Origin of the sequence: uncultured Roseovarius sp., from assembly GCF_913057115.1 — a bacterium.
Taxonomy (GTDB): Bacteria; Pseudomonadota; Alphaproteobacteria; order Rhodobacterales; family Rhodobacteraceae; genus Roseovarius.
Map to the genome: position 1 here is coordinate 18,876 of NZ_CAJXNN010000009.1, position 15,295 is coordinate 34,170.

General features: G+C 63.7%; 11 protein-coding genes and 2 riboswitches. Of the genes, 6 read left to right on the forward strand and 5 right to left on the reverse strand.

What is annotated here, in order from left to right; genetic code table 11:
- Positions 1-42: 42 nt before the first annotated feature.
- Positions 43-993 (forward strand): L-threonylcarbamoyladenylate synthase, encoded by a 951-nt coding sequence (locus tag QZ498_RS05710; protein WP_294620773.1) that lies wholly within the window; start codon positions 43-45, stop codon positions 991-993.
- Between the two features lie 55 nt (positions 994-1,048).
- Here the strand turns inward: QZ498_RS05710 and QZ498_RS05715 are convergent, their stop codons facing one another.
- On the reverse strand, positions 1,049-1,576 hold the full coding sequence (locus tag QZ498_RS05715) for an invasion associated locus B family protein (RefSeq protein WP_294620774.1): 528 nt from the start codon (positions 1,574-1,576) through the stop codon (positions 1,049-1,051).
- A 178-nt stretch (positions 1,577-1,754) separates the two neighbouring features.
- Between QZ498_RS05715 and QZ498_RS05720 the strand changes: the two genes are divergently transcribed.
- The 4 genes from QZ498_RS05720 to QZ498_RS05735 all read left to right on the forward strand — a co-directional run bounded on the left by QZ498_RS05720 (position 1,755) and on the right by QZ498_RS05735 (position 4,481).
- The gene (locus QZ498_RS05720; protein WP_294620775.1) at positions 1,755-2,750 is read left to right on the forward strand and encodes an asparaginase; all 996 of its coding nucleotides are present in this window, start codon (positions 1,755-1,757) and stop codon (positions 2,748-2,750) included.
- A gap of 288 nt (positions 2,751-3,038) precedes the next feature.
- On the forward strand, positions 3,039-3,281 hold the full coding sequence (locus QZ498_RS05725; protein ID WP_294620776.1) for an EF-hand domain-containing protein: 243 nt from the start codon (positions 3,039-3,041) through the stop codon (positions 3,279-3,281).
- A 96-nt stretch (positions 3,282-3,377) separates the two neighbouring features.
- Positions 3,378-3,528: riboswitch (FMN riboswitch) on the forward strand.
- A gap of 80 nt (positions 3,529-3,608) precedes the next feature.
- Positions 3,609-4,043, forward strand: coding sequence for a 6,7-dimethyl-8-ribityllumazine synthase (locus tag QZ498_RS05730; protein WP_294620777.1), 435 nt, complete (start codon positions 3,609-3,611; stop codon positions 4,041-4,043).
- Between the two features lie 51 nt (positions 4,044-4,094).
- The gene (locus QZ498_RS05735) at positions 4,095-4,481 is read left to right on the forward strand and encodes a hypothetical protein (protein ID WP_294620778.1); all 387 of its coding nucleotides are present in this window, start codon (positions 4,095-4,097) and stop codon (positions 4,479-4,481) included.
- 241 nt (positions 4,482-4,722) lie between these two features.
- On the opposite strand, the gene cobN is transcribed toward QZ498_RS05735, so the two are convergent.
- From cobN to QZ498_RS05755, 4 genes are all read right to left on the reverse strand, one after another.
- A complete protein-coding gene (gene cobN, locus QZ498_RS05740; protein WP_294620779.1) occupies positions 4,723-8,442 on the reverse strand; it encodes a cobaltochelatase subunit CobN in 3,720 nt (1,239 codons plus the stop codon).
- Entirely contained in the window at positions 8,442-9,512 is a 1,071-nt protein-coding gene (cobW, locus tag QZ498_RS05745; protein ID WP_294620780.1) for a cobalamin biosynthesis protein CobW, read from the reverse strand. Before cobW ends, cobN begins: the two co-directional genes overlap by 1 nt.
- Positions 9,513-9,549: 37 nt before the next feature.
- On the reverse strand, positions 9,550-10,068 hold the full coding sequence (locus QZ498_RS05750) for a hypothetical protein (protein ID WP_294620781.1): 519 nt from the start codon (positions 10,066-10,068) through the stop codon (positions 9,550-9,552).
- Positions 10,069-10,134: 66 nt separating this feature from the next.
- Positions 10,135-10,779 carry a HupE/UreJ family protein gene (locus QZ498_RS05755; RefSeq protein ID WP_294620782.1) on the reverse strand — a complete coding sequence of 215 codons (645 nt, stop codon included), beginning with the start codon at positions 10,777-10,779 and terminating at the stop codon, positions 10,135-10,137.
- A gap of 110 nt (positions 10,780-10,889) precedes the next feature.
- Positions 10,890-11,110: riboswitch (cobalamin riboswitch) on the reverse strand.
- 294 nt (positions 11,111-11,404) lie between these two features.
- Here QZ498_RS05755 and smc point away from each other — a divergent pair.
- Positions 11,405-14,860, forward strand: coding sequence for a chromosome segregation protein SMC (gene smc / locus QZ498_RS05760; protein WP_294620842.1), 3,456 nt, complete (start codon positions 11,405-11,407; stop codon positions 14,858-14,860).
- Positions 14,861-15,295 lie beyond the last annotated feature (435 nt).

A 15,295-nucleotide genomic window follows, 5' to 3' on the forward strand; every position in this document is an offset into this window, starting at 1 on the left:
AGGCACGCCATCAACCGAAACGCCGCGTCAGAGTGCCCGCCGATGTCCCAGACCACAAAAATGCTGATTCCCGACGCAGAAGGCTTTGAGGACGCGGCGAAAATTCTGGGCGCAGGCGGGCTTGTCGCCTTTCCCACTGAAACGGTCTATGGCCTTGGCGGCGATGCGCGCAACGATCATGCCGTTGCCCGGATATTCGAGGCCAAGGGGCGGCCAAAGTTCAACCCGCTGATCGTGCATGTCCCGGATATCGAGACCGCAAAAACTCATGTCGAATGGGGCGATGCCGCCGACCGCCTGGCAAGCGCCTTTTGGCCCGGGCCGCTTACATTGGTATTGCCGCTGAAACCTGATGCGGGGCTTTCACCGCTTGTCACCGCCGATCTGCCCACCGTGGCCATCCGCGTTCCGGCGCACCCGGTGGCCCGGCAACTCTTGCAGACCTTCGGCGGGCCTGTGGCCGCGCCCTCCGCCAACCCCTCGGGCCGGATCAGCCCAACGCAGGCCGCGCACGTGTCCGCCGGCCTTTCCGGGCGGATCGAGGCCATTCTCGATGGCGGCGCCTGTGACGTGGGGGTGGAATCCACAATTGTCGGGCTGTCTGATACGCCCACGCTTCTGCGGCCCGGAGGCCTTCCCGTGGAGGCACTGGAACAGGCGCTGGGCGCACCACTGTCCCACCATGGCAAGTCCGACCCGCTGACCGCGCCGGGGCAGATGACATCGCACTACGCCCCCGGTGCGCCGATGCGCCTGAACGTAACTGATCCCGAACCGGGCGAACGCCTGCTAGGCTTCGGCCCGGTGGACTGCACACTCAACTTGTCTCGTGCTGGCGATCTGACCGAGGCGGCGGCCAATCTCTTTCACCACTTGCACGCTTTGGATGCCCAAGGCGATGGCCCAATCGCCGTCTCGCCCATCCCGCAAACTGGCCTTGGCCTTGCAATCAATGACAGGCTGAAGCGCGCCGCCGCACCGCGCGACGTTTGAACCCAAAACAGGGCCCACGAGAGGGCCCTGCAACAGTCTCGATCAAGCTCGTTGATCACTGACAGCGCTTTTCGGCCTCTTCGACGGCGGCGGTATACCCCAAAAGCGAGAAAGTATCCTTTGTGGTCGTGCCGCGGCTTGAGCGTGCGGTCAGCACGGCATCGGCCCCGCGTTTCATCGCGGCGATGATCTTGGCATCATCGGCTGTGCTGGCTGGCCAGGCCCATTCGCCCTCGGTGAACAGTTCATATTCTTGCCCGCCGATATTCAGGTTCACGGTCGATCCGCTGGCAAAGGGATAGCCGCCGGTAAAGGTGACTTGCCCGGCCACACCCGCCTCGGGGCGGTAGAACGTCATCAACAAGATGTCGCCCCGCCGCACGGCCACAACCCGGCCATCGCGGGTATTCACCGTTTCGGTGGGCGAGGACACCGCCCAGCATTCCCGCGGGCTCTTGTCTTCGAACACGCTCCAAGCGGTTTCAGCCGCCACTTGGTTGGTGCTTGTTTCCTGTGCCACAGCTACGCCCGCCGCCAATACAAAGCCAGCGGTCGCAATACCCCGTGCAATCCATGATACCATCTGTCCAGCCTCCAAGCTGTCCTTAGCCTCAATCTTTTCCGACCACGCGCATCCCTTTCGCGGGATTGTCATTTTCGCGGTCTTTCCGTACTCGACATTGCAACAATAGCCTGAAACAGGCGAGACTTGAAAGACAGAATTGGCGGAAAACCGCACAGAGCTTGCCCGGAGGCCCCACATGACCAATCCCGCCCCCCTTTGCGAAATCTGGCGCGGCCCCTTGGCCGAAAGCACACACATGGGGCACGCCGTGATTTGCGACGATACCGGCCAGATTGTTGAGGCATGGGGCGATCCTGAAAAAACCATCCTGCCCCGTAGTTCCGCGAAGATGCTGCAAGCGCTGCCGCTTATTGAAAGCGGCGCCGCCAAGGCACATGGCCTGACCTCGGAACAACTGGCCCTGGCCTGTGCGTCACACAATGGGGCCGAGATTCACACATCCCGTGTGAACCAATGGATCGCGGACCTTGGCCTGACCGATGATGACTTCCGCTGTGGCGCGCATCTGCCCTTCGGCAAGGACGACAGCGAGGCGATGATCCGCTCGGGCGAAACCCCCTGTCAGGTACATAACAACTGTTCGGGCAAGCACGCGGGCTTCCTGACGCTGACTAAATACATGGGCTGGGGCCCGGAATATGTGGACCCCGACCACCCCCTGCAGAAAGCCGCCCTTCAAGCGTTTGAGGACGTGACGGACGAGACAAGCCCCGGCTTCGGCATCGACGGCTGCTCGGCTCCCAATTTCGCAACCTCCATGCACGGCATGGCCCGCGCGATGGCGCGTTTCGCCTCGGCCACCGAGGGCGCAGACGCCCGCCAAACTGCCGCCGTGCAGCTTTGGCAGGCCATGGTCAAACACCCCGAACTTGTCGCAGGCGAAACCCGCGCTTGCACCGAATTGATGCGCGCCTGCACTGAACCCGTCGCCCTCAAAACCGGGGCAGAGGGGTTCTTCATCGCCATCATCCCGGGCCGCAAACTGGGCATCGCGGTCAAGGCCGCCGATGGGGCCACCCGCGCGGCGGAATGCACCATCGCCGCGCTTCTGGTTCGCCTTGGCTTGCTGGACGCCGAGCATCCTGCCACCCGCAAAGTGATGAACGCCCCCATCAAAAACTGGCGCGGCATCGAAACCGGGCGAATCATTCCCGCCGCCGCGCTACGCTGAGTCGATTTCGCTCAATCGCGTCCCGAGTTTTTGCCAAGGCCCCGGGTTCTTTGGAAATCCGCCGAAACCCGGCCTTGGCCTGCGCGACAACCCGCTAAAGCCCTGAAACCCTTATTTAAACGGCGATTTGACGCGCAGGCGGCATGGCGATTCCGGCCTGTTTCCGCGCTTATTCGTGGTACAGGCCAACCACGCGGGACACCGGATTTGGTCACACCCATCTTGCCTGTTGCGAGGGCCGCGAAAGGCCCCGTGACAGCAATGTGAAACCAAAAAGGAACATCTTCTATGACCAAGGAACTTCTTGCCACGACCTTCGCTCTGGCCCTCACCTTGCCCGCCGCTGCATTCGCCGAGACTGCCATGGATGCTGATGGCGACGGGATGGTGACGATGACCGAGTTCCAAGACGCCATGCCAGACGCCGAAGCCGGCACATTCTCGCAGGCGGACACCGATGGCGACGGCGCGCTCAGCGCCGATGAAGTGGCCGCCGCGCAAGAGGCCGGCGTCCTTCCTTCCGAAGGCTAAGGTCCACACTCACGACCGGGGCGCGCCGTCACCTGCGCGCCCCGGCGCTTGGCCAAGGACCGGACTTGCCAAGACGTTGGTTTTCTCCCAGATTACCCATGTTCTCAGGGCGGGGCGAAATTCCCCACCGGCGGTAAGGGGCCATGCGCCCCAAGCCCGCGAGCGGCCCTTGGCAAGCCCGAGGGTGTCAGCAGATCTGGTGCGATTCCAGAGCCGACGGTCATAGTCCGGATGGAAGAGAACGCCGGGAAAGGGCCGCGCTTGCGCCCTGCTCCTGTCGTGCTGCGCCTTGGGTGATTTGTGTCGACAGCTACAGGAGAAAACCAAATGACACTCACCCGATATGCCTTCATCAAAGCCAACTGGCACGCCGATATCGTGGATCGTGCCTTGGACGGTTTTTGCGAGGTTATTCCCAAAAACCAGGTCGATATCTTCGACGTCCCCGGCGCTTTCGAGATGCCATTGTTGGCCCGGGATCTGGCCCAGACGGGGCGATACGCGGCCGTGGCCTGTGCCGCTTTCGTGGTGGATGGCGGCATCTATCGCCATGATTTTGTTGCACAATCCGTGGTGGACGGGTTGATGCGGGCGGGGATGGACACGGGCGTGCCGGTACTCTCGGTTTCGCTGACGCCGCACCAGTATCAGGAAACCGACCATCACAACGCCATCTACCGCGCGCATTTCGTGGAGAAGGGCCGCGAGGCGGCGCAGGCCGCCTTGATGATCGGCAAAACCCGGGCGTCTTTGGCAGCTTGATGCCCAAGCTTCGGTAAAGAATTGTTAACCATGCCCCGCCCAGGGTGGGGCATGCGTTATGCAGTCCTTTTCACCTTGGCCGTGCTGGCCGCCTGCGACACCCCAAGCCCGGATTTCCGTGGCGTGCCCGCCCATCGGGTTAGCATGGGCGGAAGTGACTTTGACATCCGTATCAAAGGCTTGCACGCCGAAGCGATCCGCACCAACGTGCAATGGGCACCCCGCATGGCCGCCACCGCGCCGCAGGGCTTGGCCGCTATCGAGGCGGTCAGCGGCTGCCGGGTAGACAAACTGACCGGGGATCAGGCGATGATGCAGGCGCGGTTGGATTGCGGGGATGGGCCGCCGCCCGGGCCTCGGTTCCCGCAGGAATGGGAGTGCGAGGCCTATGAGATCGACACAGGGTACGGCGCGTTGGATTGCCGACCTTATCCGTGAGGTCAATTTTCAGACAGCGTTAACCTTTGACCCGACGGTCCCCGAATCGCTGCGCGCCCCCTTGGTTAACAGTGATTTGGCGGCAAATGGGCCTGTCTGTATCACGTCGGTATTTTGTCGGTATCGCGTCGGTACGTCGGCTGTAAGGCGCGGGAATTAACAGGGCGCGCTGTGAACCCATGCAGGCCAAGCCGCAAATAGCGCCGGCCTGCGCTTTGCCGCACAGACAATATGACCACGGTCATGTTTCAGCCCTATCGCCATGTGCCGCCGCCGCAATCCGCGCACGGGCGGAGTTGGAGCGCGGCATCCAGAGGCCCCGGTCAATCGCCTCTTGCAGCCTTTCGGCCATCTCGCGCAGGGCGGGGGCGTTGTGTTGGGCGATGAACTCGCGGGTATCGTCATCTTCCAAGAACGCCGCCTCGACCATATCGAAGTGATGGCTGCGCACCGCCCCGGTGGTGGCGGCGAAGGCGAAGAGGTAATCAACGGTCGCGGCCATCTCGAAGGCGCCTTTGTAGCCGTGGCGCTTGACCCCTTCGATCCACTTGGGGTTCACCACGCGGGAACGCACAACGCGGCCGATCTCATCTTCGAGCGTACGGATCACGGGGCGTTCGGGGCGGGAATGGTCGTTGTGATAGATCGGCCGGTCTTGGCCCTGTAGGGTGCTGACCGCTGCTGCCGCCCCGCCTTCGAATTGGTAATAGTCATCCGAATCCAGAAGGTCGTGTTCGCGGTTGTCTTGGTTCTGCACGATCGCCTCGGTCTGGCGCAGGCGGGTTTCGAACCCTTCACGGTCGGCGCGGCCTTCGTCGCCCGCGCCATAGGCATAGCTGCCCCATGTCAGATACGCCTCGGCCAGATCGGCCTTATCGGCCCAGAGCCGTTCATCAATCATTGCCTGAAGCCCCGCGCCATAGGCCCCCGGTTTCGCGCCATAGACGCGGGGGGTGGCCCCGTCGGCCTGCGCGCGGGCGGCGGCGGGGTTGAGGTCTTCGGGTTCATCAAGCGCTTGCACGGCGCGCGCGGCGCTGTCGAAAAGCGAAATGAGCTGCGGGAAGGCATCGCGGAAGAAGCCCGAGATGCGCAGGGTCACGTCCACACGCGGGCGGCCCAGCACGCCTTGGGGCAGGATTTCAAAGCCCGTCACCCGGCGGTTGGCACTGTCCCATTTGGGTTTCACGCCCATGAGCGCCATGGCTTGGGCGATGTCATCGCCGCCGGTGCGCATATTGGCGGTGCCCCAAGCGGTGAGAAGCATGGTGCGGGGCCAATCGCCATGGGTTTGCAGGTGCTTTTCGATCAGCAGATTGGCCGATTTCCAGCCCAGCGCCCAAGCGGTGGGGGTGGGCACGGCGCGGCTGTCGACGGAAAAGAAGTTGCGCCCGGTGGGCAGGGTATCGAGCCGCCCACGGGTGGGCGCGCCCGAGGGGGCGGGGGCGACAAACCGGCCTGCAAGGGCGGTGAGAAGCCCCCGCCCTTCGTCCGGGCCGCAGGCGCGGAGCGTGGGGCGCACAGTGCTTTCCGCATGGTCCAGCACGGCGCGGCTCATCGGGCCCGGCGGGCCCTCTTCGCCACTCAGCAGCCGCGCGGCCAGTTCTTCCAGCCGCTCGACGGTGTCGCCGTGGCTGCGCCATGGGGCGCTGTCCACGGAGTGCAGCAGGTCGGGGGCTGGCCCGGTCCACGGCGCAGCCATGTCGCAATCGAGCGGATCAAAGCCAAGGGCCAGATCCTCGGCCAGTGCGCGGATGATGGAGGCATCGCCGCCCTGCCCCTGCCCGCGCGGCACGCGCAGGAGGGCTTGCAGCAGATCGCGTTCCTGCACGCCTGTGGGGGATTGGCCAAAGATGTGCAGACCATCGCGAATCTGAGCCTCTTTCAACTCGCAGAGGTAGGCGTCGAGCTTGGCAAGATCGGTGTCCTCATCCTCCCCCGACAGCCCCGCGTCCTTGTCCAGCCCCGTGGCGGAGGTGAGCGTCAGGATTTCGCGGCGCAGATGGTCGATCCGGCGGGGATCGACGCCTGCGGCTTCGTAGTATTCATCGACCAGCGCTTCGAGGTCTTTCATCGGGCCGTAGGTTTCGGCGCGGGTCAGTGGCGGGGTGAGGTGATCGATGATCACCGCCTGCGCGCGGCGCTTGGCTTGGGTGCCTTCGCCGGGGTCGTTGACGATGAAGGGATAGACATGCGGCGTGGGGCCGAACACGGCCTCGGGCCAGCAGGTTTGCGAAAGGGCCAGCGCCTTGCCGGGCAACCATTCAAGGTTGCCGTGTTTGCCCATATGCACGATGGCCTGCGCGCCGAAGTGGTGCCGCAGCCAGATGTAGAAGGCGATGTAGTTGTGCGGCGGGACCAGATCGGGGGAGTGGTAGGTATCGGTGGGGTCTATGTTATAGCCGCGCGCCGGTTGGATGCCGACGACGGCCTTGCCGAATTCCAGCGCCGAAAGGGCGAAATACCCGCAATCGACCTGACCGGGAGTGAAAAACGGGTCCTCCTCGGGCGCGCCCCAGCGGGAGGTGACCTGTTCCTTCATCTCCCATGGCAGGGCGTTGAAGTGATCGAGATAGGTGGAGAGTGGTAGGGTGACGCCGCCGGTTTTCTGCGCCCGGTCGGTGAGCCAGTTGGTGGGGCCGGACATGACGGCCTGCATCAACTGGTCACTGTCTTGCGGGGCGTTTTGGATGTCGTAGCCCGCCTCTTGCAAAAGGCCGAGGACGTGGACGGTGCCAGCGGGGGTGTCGAGGCCCACGCCATTGGCAAGACGGCCGTCCTTGTTGGGGTAGTTGGCCAGCACCAGTGCCACTTTGCGGTTCGCTTCGGGCGTGGCGCGCAGCTTGGCCCAGTTGGCGGCGAGTTGGGCGACGAATTCCACCCGGTCGCCTTGGGCGCGGTAGGTGGCGATGGGGCATTCGGTGGCCTCGTCAAAGAAAGCCTCGCCCTTGAAGCTGATGGCGCGCGACAGGATGCGGCCATCGACCTCGGGCAGGGCCACGTTCATCGCGATGTCGCGGGCGGAAAGGCCGGTGAGACCCTCGGCCCAGGCTTCCTCGGACGACCCGGCGAGGACCACCTGGAAGATGGGCGCGGCTTGGGCGGCGGGCATGGTGAGGGGGTTTTCGGGGCTGTCATCGCCTTGGTGCGGGGAGCCGACCGCGAAGGAGGTGCAGTTGAGGATCACCGCAGGCGGGGCGGCGGTGAAGAGATGCTCAAGCGTGGCGGTTGAGACCGGATCCTTGAGCGAGGCCACGAAAATGGGCAACGGGTTGAGGCCTTGGCGCAGGAGCGATTTGACTAGCCGGTTGATCGGGTTGAGGCCCGCGCCTTGCACCAGCGCGCGGTAGAAGATGAGGGGGACTGTGGGTTGGCCTTCGGTCCATGCTGCCTGCGCCGCTGAGAGGTCGGCCACGCCCGCGCCGGGCCAGTAAACGCCCGCGCGCAAAAGCGGACTGGCCGCCATGGGTTTCTCGCCGCCGTCCAGCATGGCGCGGGTGTAAGCGAGGAAGTTGGTGGCGTTTTCCGGCCCGCCTTCGACGAGGTAGGCCCAGAGGGCGTCGTAGTCTTCATCGCTTATGGTGGAAAGCGCGCGGAGTTCGGCGTCGGGTTTATCGTCGCCGGGCAGGAGGGCCAGCGGCACGCCCGCCTCATGGCATCGGGCGGCGTATTGTTCGGCGCCGTATTTCCAATAGCCCATGCCGCCCAGCACCCGCGCCACCACCAGCCGCGATTTGGTGGCGCAATCGTCAAGGTGCAGGTCCACCGACATCGGATGATTGAGGTGGGTGAGATTGGCCAGCCGCAGGCCCGGGGGGGCGTCCATCTCGACGCGCGCGGCGCTGAGTGCGGCCAGTTCAGTATCGGCAGCCGAGATGAAGACCACGTCGGCGGGCGTTTGGCCCAGATCGACGGCTTCGCTGCCATCGTCGATGGCCCCGGGGGTGGCGGCGAGGAGGTGCATCAGGCCGAGAGCGCCGCCTCGATCGCGGCGCGGTCGAGGCCGGATTGACCGATGACCACCAGGCGGGTTTCGCGCGCCTCATCGCCGGCAAAGGGACGGTCGAAGTAGCTGTCGATGCGGGGGCCGACGGCCTGAAGCGTCAGGCGCATGGGTTTGCCCGCGACGGCGGCGAAGCCCTTGAGGCGCAGGATGTCATGCGCGCGGATCACATCGGCCACTTGTTGGGCGAAACCTGCCGGATCGGCAATCTCGGGGCGGGTGACGACGAAGCTTTCGAAATCGTCATGGTCGTGATCGTGGTGATGGTGGTCGTGATCATCGTCGTGGTGATCATGGTCGTGGTGGTGGTGATGCACCTCGTGCCGGGCCTCCATATCGCCCTCGGCCCCCACACCTTGCCCCAAAAGCACATCGACCGGCAGCGCGCCCATGGTGGATTTGACCACCTGCACGCCATCGCGGCTGTCGGATTTGAGTTTGCAAACCAATGCCTCGGCCTCATCGCCTTCGAGAAGGTCGGATTTGTTGACCACAATCATATCGGCGCAGGCGACCTGATCGGCGAAAAGCTCGGACAGGGGCGTTTCGTGATCGAGGTTTTCGTCTTGGGCGCGCTGCGCATCAACGGCGGCCACGTCATGGGCAAAGCGCCCTTCCGAGACGGCCTTGCCATCGACCACGGTGACCACGCCATCGACGGTGACGCGGGTGGAAATCTCGGGCCAGTTGAAGGCGCGCACCAAGGGTTGCGGCAAGGCAAGGCCCGAGGTTTCGATCACGATGTGATCGGGGGCATTCTCACGGTCGAGCAGCTTTTGCATGGTCGGCACGAAATCATCGGCGACGGTGCAGCAGATGCAGCCGTTGGAAAGCTCCATGACATCATCCTCGGCGCAGCCTTCGATGCCACAGCCCTTTAGGATGCCGCCATCGACGCCAAGATCGCCAAATTCATTGATAATGAGCGCGATACGCTTGCCATTCGCGTTTTCCAGCATGTGGCGGATGAGGGTGGTTTTTCCGGCACCCAGAAAGCCGGTGACGACGGTGGCGGGGATCTTGGCAGGCATTGGCAGGCTCTCCAGTCAGGTCAGGGGCAATACGCGGTCAGTCAATAACCAGCGTTACGGTGGCTTCGATAGGTTGGCCATTGATGGCCAGTTGGCTGTGGTCGTTGGCATTCAAAGTCACGCGGACCTCATGCGTGCCGATGGGCAGGGCATGGAGTTGCACCCAAGGGGCGTAGGCGCGGGGCTGTTTGATGCCGTTGATATAGACATGGGCGTGGCCATGTCCGGGTTTGTGCGGGCCGTTCACACCTTCGGGGTCGAAGGTGAAATGCGTGGTCTTGATATGCAGGTTTCGGCTTTGCATGCCATCGGGCAGGACCCTGAGCGTGAGCGTGGGCGCGGGCCTGTCTGCCTCAATCAGTTTCGAGTGATCATGGCCTGACATATCGCCCTGACCATGGTCATGGGCGGAATGGTCATGGGCGGCATCGCCCGTTTCGGCGGAATTTGGCACGTTATGGGGTGTTGGCCCCTGTTCAAGGTTTGACCCAAGCACAAAGCCAAGTCCAAGACCCAAAACCACGCCTAGAAGCAGTGCCGCCACGCCGCGAGTCATCCAAAACCCCGTGATGGAACCACGAAGCGGCCCTGTCAGAACCGCTTCGCTGAATATGCAGCGAGGTTAGCCCGCAATCATTGCGACGACCGGACCCTCGACAATCTCAAGGCACAGGAACACGCCGACACCAGCAACCGCCGCACCGACGAGGCGGGCATTGGTGGAGGCCGCTTCGGTTGCGCCAAGCAGTTTTTCCGCGGCCCAGCCTGCCGCGATGGCGATCGCGTATTGGATCACGCCAAGACCGATGAGATAGCCGGTCAGAACCGCGGCACCGGCCCCACCTTCTTGCGCCGCAACCGCGTCACCGAAGGCCGAACCGTGGAACAGGCCGAACGCCGCAAAAAGCGCAATCGCCGTCCCCGCGCCCAGCGCGCGGCCCGAAAGAACGACCCCGCCAACAGCCAGAAGCGAGACCGCGATCATGGCCTCCTTGACCGGCATGGCGATGCCCGCATACATCAGGCCACAGCCTGCCAGCATCGCCAGAAGATAGGCAGCAGGAGCAACAAAGCGCTGTGCGGTGAACAGGGCTGCGATGCCCATGGCGACCACGAAGAACAGGTGGTCAAAGCCAAGCACAGGGTGACCGACGCCGGACATCACACCATGCATGAAGGTTTCCATCGGCTGACCAGCCAGCGGATGGTGCGCAAGCGCAGGAGTGGCAGCAATCGACGCGGCCGCGATAGCAAAGAGTTTTTTCATGTCTGTCCCCTTCGGGTCTTTTTGAAGGGGGTCGCGCAGAGGCCCGTTGGCGCACATCGCCTGTCACGGTCCCTCAACGGCACACCCCGTCCGTTGTTTCATGGGTCGGATGCAAGCACCCGTTGCGTGGCCGGTCTCCTGGCTCGCGGGTCGCTGCGAATGCCTGCCTTCCCGGGACTGGCCCAGTGGCATGATGGCATCCGCTCACCGCATACAGTCGCGGGGGCGGCTGACGCATAAGCTCCCGACATGGGTCCGCTGTCACGTCATTCCCTGTTTCATCCCCGGTGCTTTGCACCTTCTTAGGGGAACCACACAAAGGCTTGTATGGCGCTCAGGCCCTTGGCCGTCAAGGCGGATTCCGACGCGATACGGTACAGGCGCGCCATATTCGAGCCATGCATTCCAAAGCACAACTTTCCGAGAATCGGCAAAACCATCGGCAATCGCAACCTTTTGATCCTGATGCCGCCATAGGCAGCGATCCGCCAAATAGCTCGGAAATTTGCGCATATCTTGTGGATAAGTCACCTCATAACGCCATATACAGGGGTTCTGCATTGACAGACCGCACAAGCGCCCGTCACATTTCATGCCAGACGGAATCATTGCGCCCGAGGTGCCCTTGCAGTTTTCCAAGCTCAGATTGACCGGCTTCAAAAGCTTCGTGGACCCCACCGACCTGTTCATCGCCGATGGGCTGACCGGGGTTGTGGGGCCGAACGGCTGTGGCAAGTCGAACCTTTTGGAAGCGCTGCGCTGGGTCATGGGGGAAAACCGGCCAACGGCGATGCGCGGCGGCGGCATGGAAGACGTGATCTTTGCCGGCGCGGCCTCGCGGCCCGCGCGCAACTTTGCCGAGGTGTCGATCCATATCGACAATTCCGACCGGCTTGCGCCTTCGGGGTTCAACGACAGCGATCACCTTGAGATCGTCCGCCGCATCACCCGCGATGTCGGCAGCGCCTATAAGGTGAACGGCAAGGATGTACGCGCCCGCGACGTGCAGATGCTCTTTGCCGATGCCTCCACCGGCGCGCATTCCCCGGCGCTTGTCCGGCAGGGGCAGATCAGTGAGTTGATCAATGCCAAGCCCAAGGCGCGGCGGCGTATCCTTGAGGAAGCCGCCGGGATTTCGGGCCTTTATCAGCGCCGCCATGAGGCGGAGTTGAAGCTGAAGGGGGCCGAGCAGAACCTGGCCCGAGTCGATGACGTGATCGAACAACTGGCAGGCCAATTGGCGCAACTGGCCCGCCAGGCCAAACAGGCCGCGCGCTATCGCGCGATTGGCGAGGAGTTGCGGCAGGCCGAGGGGCTGTTGCTGTATCGGCGTTGGAAAGAGGCCGACGAGGCCCGCGCCCGGGCCGAAGAGGAACTGCGCGAGCGCACCAGTGCCGCGTCACAGGCCGAAGCGGCGGCGCGCGAGGCCGTGAAGGCCCGTGCCAAGGCCGAAGAGGCCCTGCCCCCGCTGCGCGAGGAAGAGGCGATTGCGGCGGCGGTTCTCCAACGCCTTCAGGTGCAACGCGACACGCTGAACGACCAGGAGGAAAACGCCCGCGCCCGGATCGAGACCCTGCAAAGCCGCATTGAGCAGCTTACCCGCGACATGGAGCGCGAGTCGGGCCTGAACCGCGACGCGGGCGAAACCATCGAACGGCTGGAATGGGAGGCCCGCGAACTGGCCAAGGCGGGTGAAGGTCATGAGGAAAAGCTGGCAGAGGCGGCCGAAGCGGCGCGCGAGGCCGCCCAAGTCTTGCAGGATCGCGAAACCCAGCTTTCGGAACTGACCGAAGACGTGGCCCGCCTTGCCGCGCGTCACCAATCGGCGCAGCGTTTGCTCTCGGACAGCCGCAAGACCCTTGAGAAAAGCGAGGCCGAAGCGGTACGCGCCCGACAGGCCGCCGAAGCCGCGCAAAATGCTCTGGATCAGGCAGGGCGCGACCATGACGCGGCCAAGGCCGCCGAAAGTGCCGCCGTTGAGGCCGCGCAATCCGCCGAAGAGGCCCTGAACAGGGCCGAAGAGGCGCGCTCGGACACCCAAGCGCGGGAAACCACCGCGCGCGCCGAACGGTCCGAGGCCGAGGGCGAGGTCAATGCGCTGTCTGCCGAGGTCACGGCCTTGGCCAAACTGGTGGACCGCGATACCGCCGAGGGCGGGCAAATCCTTGACCGGCTGCAAGTTGAGCAGGGCTTTGAAAAGGCGCTGGGCGCGGCGCTGGCCGATGATCTGCGCGCGCCCGAGGTCGAGGGCGATGGGCCGTCCGGCTGGATGGTGTTGCCCAGCTATCAAAGCGAGCAGACCCTGCCCGAAGGGGTGACCGCGCTTAATCAACACGTCTCGGTCCCCGAGGTGCTGTCGCGTCGCATGTCGCAAATCGGGCTTGTCGACCCGGACGATGGCCCACGCCTGCAACCGCTTTTGAAACCCGGTCAGCGGCTTGTGACCCGTGAGGGGGACCTGTGGCGTTGGGATGGCTATCGCGCATGGGCCGAGGATGCGCCTTCGGCCGCCGCGCTGCGCTTGCAACAGCTCAACCGCTTGGAAGAGCTGAAGCAGGAATTGGCCCGCGCCACAGCCCGCGCCGAAGGGGCGGTGCAGGCGCATGACACCCTGCGCGCCAAGCTGGCAGAATTGACCGAAGCCGACCGCGCCGCGCGCGAGGCCCGCCGGGCGGCGGATGCCGAAATGAACCAAGCCAACCGCGCGCTCAGCCGCGCCGAGGCGGATCGCAATCTTGCGCAATCCAAACTGGAATCGATGAGCCTTGCCGTGACCCGTCACGAGGAGGAGGCGCTTGCCGCGCGCAAACAATTGTCCGAGGCCGAGTCGGGCCTGCAAGGCTTGGGCGATCTCGATGCCGCGCGCGCCGATGTCGAAGACGTCAAGATGACGGTCGAGGCGGCGCGCATAACCATGATGGCCAAGCGGTCAGCCCATGACGAAACCCGCCGCGAGGGCGAGGCCCGCACCCGTCGGTCGCAGGAAGTCACCAAGGAAATCAGCGGCTGGCGGCATCGCCTTGAGACCGCCGAGAAGCGCAGCGCCGAACTGGCCGAGCGCAAGGCGGCATCCGAGGCGGAACTGACCGAGGCCAGCGCCAAGCCCGAGGAAATCGCCGCCCGCCGGGATGAATTGGGCCTTGAGATCGACAAGGCCGAAGCGCGCCGCGCCGAAGCCGCCGATAAGCTGTCGGCCGGAGAAGCTGCCGCGCGCGAGGCGGTGGCCGCCGAACGCGATGCCGAGCGCACAGCGTCAGAGGCCCGCGAGGCGCGCGCCCGCTCAGAGGCGCGCAGCGATGCGGCCCGCGAGGCGCGCGATTATGCCGCCGAGCGGATCGTCGAGGAGCAAGACAGCACGCCGGAAAAACTGTTGGAGCAACTGGGCGCGGACCCCGATAAAATGCCCTCTTCCGAGGCGATCGAAGCGGATGTGAACCGCCTCAAGCGCCAGCGCGATGCGCTTGGCGCGGTGAACCTGCGGGCCGAGGAAGACGCCCGCGAAGTCGAGGAAGAGCATGACGGCCTGCTCAAGGAAAAGCAGGACCTTGAGGAAGCCATCAAGACCCTGCGCAACGGGATTGCCAGCCTCAACCGCGAAGGGCGCGAACGGTTGCTGACGGCCTTTGAGCAGGTGAACAGCAATTTCTCGATGCTGTTTACGCATCTCTTTGGCGGGGGAGAGGCCAATCTGGTGATGGTCGAAAGCGACGACCCGCTGGATGCGGGGCTTGAGATCATGTGCCAGCCGCCGGGCAAGAAACTGGCCACCCTGTCGCTTTTGTCGGGGGGCGAACAGACGCTCACCGCCTTGGCGCTGATCTTTGCGGTGTTCCTGGCCAATCCCGCGCCGATCTGTGTGCTGGATGAGGTGGACGCGCCGTTGGACGATGCCAACGTGGGCCGCTTCTGTGACCTGCTCGATGAGATGTGCCGCCGCACCGAAACCCGCTTCCTGATCATCACCCACCATGCGGTCACGATGAGCCGGATGGACCGCTTGTTCGGGGTGACCATGGCCGAGCAAGGCGTGAGCCAATTGGTCTCGGTCGACCTCAAGAAAGCCGAGTCGATGGTGGCTTAGAAAAGCCGCCTTTTCCGAAAATTTTAAACTTCCTTTAAGCCGCTCCTCTCAGGATGCTTTCACTGCAATCCCTTGCAGTGAAAGCAGGTGAGGATACTGACAGAAAAATCCTTTCGAAAGTGGATGGTGACTCTGGCAGCCGCAACGCTGCTGCTTGCTATCATCCGTCTTTGGATCGGGCGATAAGCCCATGACAAAGAAAGACCCTGCGGAGCTGCAACTCCGCAGGGTCACTGTTTTCAGGTGAAGACACTGAAAATCCTTTCGATACACCCAATATGATGGGCATCTATTACCAAAAAGTAAAGCGCACGGTGCTGGCATGGTTAACGCCGCCTGTCTCACAGCGGTCACATAGACGTGGGTTTCGTGCCCTTAACCTCGACAGACCGGGCAAGTCGGGCTAGCACTTTGAGCAACACGGCTATCCAAGGT